The organism is Mastigocoleus testarum BC008 (genome assembly GCF_001456025.1).
GTDB lineage: Bacteria > Cyanobacteriota > Cyanobacteriia > Cyanobacteriales > Nostocaceae > Mastigocoleus > Mastigocoleus testarum.
The window spans coordinates 58,853-65,706 of record NZ_LMTZ01000145.1; the positions used below are offsets into that span (position 1 = coordinate 58,853).

General features: G+C 39.6%; 8 protein-coding genes. 6 read left to right on the forward strand and 2 right to left on the reverse strand.

What is annotated here, in order from left to right; genetic code table 11:
- Positions 1-223: 223 nt before the first annotated feature.
- The 3 genes from BC008_RS39015 (at position 224) to BC008_RS39025 (ending at position 2,863) form a co-directional block, all read left to right on the forward strand.
- Complete coding sequence (locus BC008_RS39015; protein WP_027846060.1) at positions 224-1,243, forward strand: daunorubicin resistance protein DrrA family ABC transporter ATP-binding protein; 1,020 nt, start codon at positions 224-226, stop codon at positions 1,241-1,243.
- Positions 1,244-1,340: 97 nt separating this feature from the next.
- Positions 1,341-2,237, forward strand: a complete 897-nt coding sequence (locus tag BC008_RS39020) for an ABC transporter permease (protein WP_027846059.1) — start codon at positions 1,341-1,343, stop codon at positions 2,235-2,237.
- Between the two features lie 218 nt (positions 2,238-2,455).
- Positions 2,456-2,863, forward strand: a complete 408-nt coding sequence (locus tag BC008_RS39025) for a hypothetical protein (RefSeq protein WP_063800854.1) — start codon at positions 2,456-2,458, stop codon at positions 2,861-2,863.
- A 43-nt stretch (positions 2,864-2,906) separates the two neighbouring features.
- Here the strand turns inward: BC008_RS39025 and BC008_RS39030 are convergent, their stop codons facing one another.
- Both BC008_RS39030 and BC008_RS39035 read right to left on the reverse strand, forming a co-directional pair.
- The gene (locus tag BC008_RS39030) at positions 2,907-3,098 is read right to left on the reverse strand and encodes a hypothetical protein (RefSeq protein WP_027846058.1); all 192 of its coding nucleotides are present in this window, start codon (positions 3,096-3,098) and stop codon (positions 2,907-2,909) included.
- 40 nt (positions 3,099-3,138) lie between these two features.
- On the reverse strand, positions 3,139-3,573 hold the full coding sequence (locus tag BC008_RS39035) for a peroxiredoxin (RefSeq protein WP_027846057.1): 435 nt from the start codon (positions 3,571-3,573) through the stop codon (positions 3,139-3,141).
- A gap of 197 nt (positions 3,574-3,770) precedes the next feature.
- Between BC008_RS39035 and BC008_RS39040 the strand changes: the two genes are divergently transcribed.
- The 3 genes from BC008_RS39040 to BC008_RS39050 all read left to right on the forward strand — a co-directional run bounded on the left by BC008_RS39040 (position 3,771) and on the right by BC008_RS39050 (position 6,579).
- Positions 3,771-4,193 carry an Npun_F0494 family protein gene (locus BC008_RS39040; RefSeq protein ID WP_027846056.1) on the forward strand — a complete coding sequence of 141 codons (423 nt, stop codon included), beginning with the start codon at positions 3,771-3,773 and terminating at the stop codon, positions 4,191-4,193.
- A 642-nt stretch (positions 4,194-4,835) separates the two neighbouring features.
- Positions 4,836-6,314 (forward strand): cobyric acid synthase CobQ, encoded by a 1,479-nt coding sequence (gene cobQ, locus BC008_RS39045; protein WP_027846055.1) that lies wholly within the window; start codon positions 4,836-4,838, stop codon positions 6,312-6,314.
- Positions 6,315-6,339: 25 nt separating this feature from the next.
- Entirely contained in the window at positions 6,340-6,579 is a 240-nt protein-coding gene (locus BC008_RS39050) for a 2Fe-2S iron-sulfur cluster-binding protein (protein ID WP_058184562.1), read from the forward strand.
- Positions 6,580-6,854 lie beyond the last annotated feature (275 nt).

Below are 6,854 nucleotides of genomic sequence, written 5' to 3' on the forward strand. Positions count from 1 at the left end.
CAGTTTATGGCTAACGCCACGCCCTTACGGGCTACAGTTATCAGTTACCAGTTAACAGTGAATTGTGAACTTATACCCAATCCCTATATGCCGCAAGGCGGCACGCAGTGCTATCCCCAGTCGCAAGTCGCAAGTCGCCAATCCCTAATCCCCAACAATTGACTCCAACGATAAGATAAGGATATATATTTGTTGCGATTTGTATATCGACTTATTATTTGCCATGCCCCCTGCCGTTTTAATTAAAAGTCTCCAAAAAAAATACGGCAATGTTGAAGCCGTTAAGGATGTTTCTTTCGAAATCCAGCCAGGTGAAATCTTTGGCTTATTAGGTCCTAACGGTGCAGGCAAAACTACAACATTACGTATTTTATGCACTCTCACAACACCTGATGCAGGTAAAGTTGAGGTATCTGGAATTTCCGTAACAGACAATCCCAAGCAAGCAAGAAAAAGACTTGGTTATGTCGCACAAGAAGTAGCTTTAGATAAAGTACTTACTGGAAGGGAATTACTACAACTCCAAGCCGCACTTTATCATTTACCCCATTCAGCTAAAAAACAGCGTATTGACACCGTATTAAAGTTACTTGGGTTACAGGAGTATGCCGATAAAAAAACTGGTACCTACTCCGGTGGTTTACGCAAACGTTTGGATTTAGCTGCAGGTTTGCTGCATGCACCAGATGTTTTAGTTTTGGACGAACCTACTGTAGGTCTGGATATAGAAAGCCGTTTTGTTGTGTGGGAATTTCTCCGACAATTACGTAAAGCTGGAACCACAGTATTAATTACCAGCCATTACCTAGAAGAAATTGATGCTTTAGCTGACCGAGTTGCAATCATTGACCAGGGAACAGTCATTGCAACTGGAACACCATCGGAATTAAAGGACAAACTAGGAGGCGATCGCGTTACTCTAAGAATTCGGGAATTTTCTCCTGTAGAAGAAGCAGAAAAAGCTAAAAGCTTACTAGAATCTCTACCTTTCGTTCAAGAAATAATTATCAACACTGCCCAAGGAAATTCTTTAAATTTAGTTGTTACACCACAAAGTGACGCTCTAATTAGTATTCAAAAGGAATTAAATTCTGCAGGTTTACCGACTTTCGGAATTGCCCAATCCCGTCCCAGTTTAGATGATGTATATTTAGCTGCAACTGGACGTACTCTAATGGATGCCGAAATCGCTGCAGCTAGTAACCGCGATCCAAAAGCTGAACGTAAACAAAATATGAGATAGGAGTCAGTTAACAGTTAATTGTAATTTACACCTAATCGCTAGTCGCTAATCCCTAATCCCCAATCCCTAATCCCTAGTCCCCAATCCCCAAAACATTATGAGCGGAACTATTACACCTCCCAAGCCAGATATTAATTGGCAGCAAGTCGCATCACCACAGCTTTATGGTGATGTAACCCCAAATTTCTTTGGTGAATTAGTGCAAGAAACTTTCGCCCTTACTCGCCGTCTATTTATTCAGTTGCAACGACGTCCATCGAGTTTAATTGCAAGTCTCGTTCAACCAGTTATGTGGTTGATTCTATTTGGAGCCTTGTTCCAAAACGCGCCCAAAGGTATTTTTGGGGACACTACAAACTATGGACAATTCCTTGGTGCAGGCATAATTGTATTTACAGCATTTGCTGGTGCACTTAATGCAGGTTTACCGGTAATGTTTGATCGCGAATTTGGTTTTTTGAATCGGTTGCTTGTTGCTCCCCTCGCCTCTCGGTTTTCAATTGTTTTAGCTTCGGCAATCTTTATTATTAGCCAAAGTTTTCTCCAAGCTGCAGTCATTATTGCTGCTACAGGATTTTTAGGTGCAGGGATTCCAAGTTTAGCTGGTTTAGGAGCGATCGCACTCATTGTATTCCTTTTAGCATTGGGTGTAACGGCATTAAGCTTAGGTTTATCCTTTGCTCTCCCCGGACACATTGAATTATTAGCAGTAATTTTTGTTGCAACCTTGCCTATGTTATTTGCTAGTACCGCATTAGCTCCGTTGTCATTTATGCCCGAATGGTTACAGGTTATTGCAACTTTGAATCCCCTCAGCTATGCAATCGAACCCATCCGTTATCTCTATACTCATCAGGATTGGGGATTAAGTAGCATAGTAATGCACGCTTTCTGGGGTGATGTTAGCTTTGGTGGAGCAATGTTGATTTTACTGGGTTTTGCTTCCATCGCACTTTTAATTATTCAACCCCGGTTACGTCGTACCCTTGCTTAATTTTGTAGTATTAATTATAACAATTCTTTAGGGTATATCCATAAGTAGATAATCCATCAGCATTAACCTCTTATTTCGATGTGTTATGCTCTGCACCTAAAATAAGCCAAAAAATGGCATATTTAAGTGGCATATTGAACAATTGGATTTCTCTTAAGCCCTAAAGCATTTCTCTCAAAAATATCAATTTTACAAACACTATCTGGGATTTAAGCTTCATGAAAATCTGGTTTACATCACTAAAGCAATTAATGTTTGCAACTGTAGCGGGTATAAGTTTAGCTACATTAACTTTGCCACAAGTTAGTTTAGCTAACCCCAACAAAAGCTATGATAACGACCGCTACGATCCACAAAATAATAATTCACAGTTTGGAAACAAAAACGATCCTTTCAATCAAGGTGTGGAACAAAACCCCTTTAGCTTATTTCAGTTAATTCACAACGCCCAACTCGGAAATCTTAACCCTAATTTTGCGAGTGACAGTGGTCAGCAAATTAATGATGCTGCAGCCGAATTTCGGAAAAAACAGCAACAACAAAACCAACAACCCCAGCAGACGGGGGTACAGCAAAATAACAATCCAGCAAATTCAATAATTATTAGACCTACCTACCAAGATTAAAGTTATTAAAATTAATGAAACAAAACTAGGCTCTGTCCAAAAGTTATATTTTTGGTAGAGCCTTTGTTTTGGCATTATCAAATTCTAGCTTTGAAAATTTACTACTATTGATACTGGCATTTACATCTCTGTCTTCCACGTACCCTAAAACTATGGCAGGATAAATCCTGCTATCAGTATTCATCCCCGGGCTAATAGCTTGCGTGCCGTAGGCATAGACCGGGGTTTTCTCCATAATTCTTATAAATTATGATTGTCTGTATACGAATACCTGACTACCCGATCGCTGATAAGACATCTTGAGCGTGGGTAGTTGTGTTTACAGTACCGTCAACGTGAATAATTTTTCCATTGGGATCTATCACGTAGGTAACACGCTTAGCATAGCCGCCACCATCAACATCGTAAGCCTTGATTAGAGATTGATCTGTATCGGCTAGCAATGGAAAATTAAGACCGTATTTTTCAGTAAATGCTTGGTGAGAAGCTTCATCATCTGCACTTACACCGAGCACTACAATATCTTTGCCTTGATATTCAGGTCGTGCATCCCGAAAACTACAAGCCTGTTTAGTACAGCCAGGAGTGTCATCTTTGGGATAGAAATACAAAACAACTGTCTTACCCTTGAAGTCAGATAGGGAAACAGTGTTACCGTTTGTGTCTTTAGTAGTAAATGCAGGTGCATCAGTACCAACAGCTAGAGCCATGATTAATTCTTCCTGTTTGCTAGCGCCGCCTTAGATTTTACGATATTTTGCGATCGTAATAACGTCTGTAATTCAGGCAATTGCATGTTTAATCATCTTTTTTTGTTATTAGTGCTATTGCAATCTTTGTTGTTTTATATCAAGTTCGGATCGACAATTATAATAAAGTTCATATTTTTGCTTAAGCGCTGAAATCAATGTCAAATGTTCATTCCCCCCAAATCGAGAAAAGTTTTTCCTATTCGCAACAGACAATTTTGAGAGCAGAACGCGCACTAATTTGTTCTCCCTTCAAGGCTGCTTTATTTACGAAAATGCTTGAAGAACGGGTGGGGATGAGTGAAATTGCTGGTAAAGCCGGCGTTATGAATGATTACACAATCAAACCCATGTCGGAGTTAGTTGTAGATAATGCTTTGGTTTGGTTAATCCAAGTTGGTATCTTGCGTCGAGAAGTTGACGGACAAGGAATTACTGATAGTTTTCGCCTGACACCTCTAGGTAGACAGTTAGCCAAGCAAACAGAAACTTGGCGCACTCCATCATGGCGTGATCGTATATCTAATTTTTTCGTTCGTTGGTTGAGGTTACCTTTTTGGGTTGGTAATGGAGATAAGTAATTGGTAATTGGTATATGCCCGCACTGCTAACGCAGTGTTAGCAAGGCGTGACGCGCAAGCGTCATATGGTAATTGATAATTGGTAACTGGTAACTGGTAATACTTAATGGGATTGGGTAAAAATAAAAAACTTAAAAACTAAAAATTTTGTTTTTTATCTTCCTTTTCCCTAGTTTTTTATATTCATATCTTACTGAATAACTCTTGTGATAATACTGAAAATTTCCCTTCATTCTGATGTTTTGGCTGATAACTTCCGATTCTCATTTCACCTCAAAAGTTAGGAAGTAGGCCTCAAAGGGAACAATATATACTGAAAGCAAAACCGAGTTTAACAAATATTTGCTATCTTCATACTACCCAAGTATTTACTTTGGATAGATACTTCAGGGAAACGTAAATCTCCTGAAACATAGCGCCTTGCTAATTTTCATGTGATTTATTGACGAAGAGTTGTATTTTTACAAACAGGCTTATATTTGAAGCAAACACATTAAAATTAAACGATCCCATTAATAATAACCTCTATGGGGAAAGGGTATGGTAATTTTAAATTTTGTTTCTGCGAGGAAATACTTTGAATTGGCTATCACCCTTTACTCTCGAAATCTCAAATTCAGTTAGTAAAAGTGAAGTTTAATTATGAAAGGAATTATGGTAGTGGGGACTACGTCCCATGCAGGAAAATCATTAGTTGCAACGGCTATTTGCCGAATTTTATCGCGACGTGGTTGGCGAGTCGCTCCCTTCAAAGGTCAAAATATGGCTTTAAACGCCTATGTAACTGCTAATGGAGGAGAAATTGGTTACGCTCAAGCAGTGCAAGCTTGGGCTGCAGGGGTAGTACCTTGGGTAGAAATGAATCCTATTTTGCTCAAGCCCCAAGGGGATATGACATCCCAAGTAATTATTAAAGGTAGACCTGTTGGTAAAATTACTGCGAAGGATTATTACGAGCAATATTTTGAATTAGGGTGGCGAACAATTGAAGAATCCCTAAAACATTTATCTACTGAATTCGACCTACTAGTTTGTGAGGGAGCAGGTTCCCCTGCAGAGATTAACCTCAAGCACCGCGATTTAAGCAATATGCGGATTGCTAAACATTTACGCGCTCCCACCATATTAGTTGTAGATATTGAGCGAGGAGGGGCTTTTGCTCATGTAGTAGGAACCTTGGAATTACTCGATCCTGAAGAAAGAGCATTAATTCGCGGTGTGGTTATCAATAAATTTCGGGGACAAAGATCCATTCTCGAACCAGGTATTAAATGGTTGGAAGAACGCACAGGTGTTCCAGTTGTGGGAGTAATTCCCTGGATGGAGCAGGTATTTCCTGCAGAAGACTCTTTGGATCTCTTAGAACGCAGATACAGAAAATCTTTTAGCGAAATTAATATTGCAGTTATTCGTTTACCCAGAATTTCTAATTTTACAGATTTCGACCCACTAGAAGCCGAACCATCAGTATCAATTAGATACCTCAGTCCCAAGCATGAATTAGGACATCCTGATGCAGTAATTTTACCGGGTACAAAAACCACAATTGCCGATTTGATATTGATGCAAAAAACCGGTATGGCAGAAGCATTACAAAACTATGCCGCTGCTGGTGGAACAATTTTGGGGATTTGCGGTGGTTTCCAAATGATGGGGCAAATGATTGCTGATCCTGAAGGAATTGAAGGACAAGCTGGTAGATATCAAGGATTAAACCTTTTACCAATCAAGACCGTAATTACCGGTCAAAAAATTGCTCGCCAACGTCAAATAACTTCTAACTATCCTCAAGAAGGTTTACCCGTTACTGGTTTTGAAATCCATCAAGGGCGATCGCGTGCTGAGTTACAGTCCGCTCAACCCCAAGTTTTCCATACTTTGTTTGACGATCCTAATTTGGGATTGGTAGATAGTTGTCAATCAATTTGGGGAACCTATCTCCATGGAATTTTTGATAATGGTCCATGGCGACGGGCTTGGTTAAATCGTTTGCGTCAGCAAAGAGGTTTGAAATCTCTACCTACAGGAGTTGCAAATTATCGCGAACAAAGAGAAAATCTGTTAGACTCTCTTGCAGTTCAGGTAGAACGTCACTTAGATTTAACTCCATTTCTCTCATAGTTTCTCTCATAAAAACTTAGGAATCATGACTGTTCGTATCCGTTTTTTACCAGATGACATTACTGCTGAAGCAGAGGTTGGAGAACCTCTGCTAGATGTCGCCGATCGTGCAGGGGTACTTATTCCTACAGGTTGTTTAATGGGTTCTTGTCATGCTTGTACTGTGGAATTAGATAATGGAGATATTATCCGTGCTTGTATTTCCTCTGTTCCATCAGGGCGTAAAGAAATGACTATTAATGTGTTTAGCGATCCAACTTGGTAGATCTTGATGTTTTCATTATTTGGTTTTTCCCATGCCAATATCTTTATGAGTATGGGGAACAGGGAACAGGAAATAGGAAACAGGGAACAGAGAACTTGAGGTGTTTGTACTAAAAATTTAAATTTAGGGTTTTTTCAGTGGTGCAATGCCAAATTTATAGCAGACTAAAAAATTCACTAGTCATAAAAAAGTATCCGCTCAGTAAGTCGGGGTAAGAAGAAAAAAGAAGAAGGAACAAAAGTAGAGCATGTGTCGTAGAATATGACCCATGACGC

Coding starts and splice junctions, on each gene's coding strand:
- BC008_RS39015 (WP_027846060.1), top strand. CDS start 224: ATGCCCCCTGCCGTTTTAATTAAAAGTCTCCAAAAAAAATACGGCAAT.
- BC008_RS39020 (WP_027846059.1), top strand. CDS start 1,341: ATGAGCGGAACTATTACACCTCCCAAGCCAGATATTAATTGGCAGCAA.
- BC008_RS39025 (WP_063800854.1), top strand. CDS start 2,456: ATGAAAATCTGGTTTACATCACTAAAGCAATTAATGTTTGCAACTGTA.
- BC008_RS39030 (WP_027846058.1), bottom strand. CDS start 3,098: ATGGAGAAAACCCCGGTCTATGCCTACGGCACGCAAGCTATTAGCCCG.
- BC008_RS39035 (WP_027846057.1), bottom strand. CDS start 3,573: ATGGCTCTAGCTGTTGGTACTGATGCACCTGCATTTACTACTAAAGAC.
- BC008_RS39040 (WP_027846056.1), top strand. CDS start 3,771: ATGTCAAATGTTCATTCCCCCCAAATCGAGAAAAGTTTTTCCTATTCG.
- cobQ (WP_027846055.1), top strand. CDS start 4,836: ATGAAAGGAATTATGGTAGTGGGGACTACGTCCCATGCAGGAAAATCA.
- BC008_RS39050 (WP_058184562.1), top strand. CDS start 6,340: ATGACTGTTCGTATCCGTTTTTTACCAGATGACATTACTGCTGAAGCA.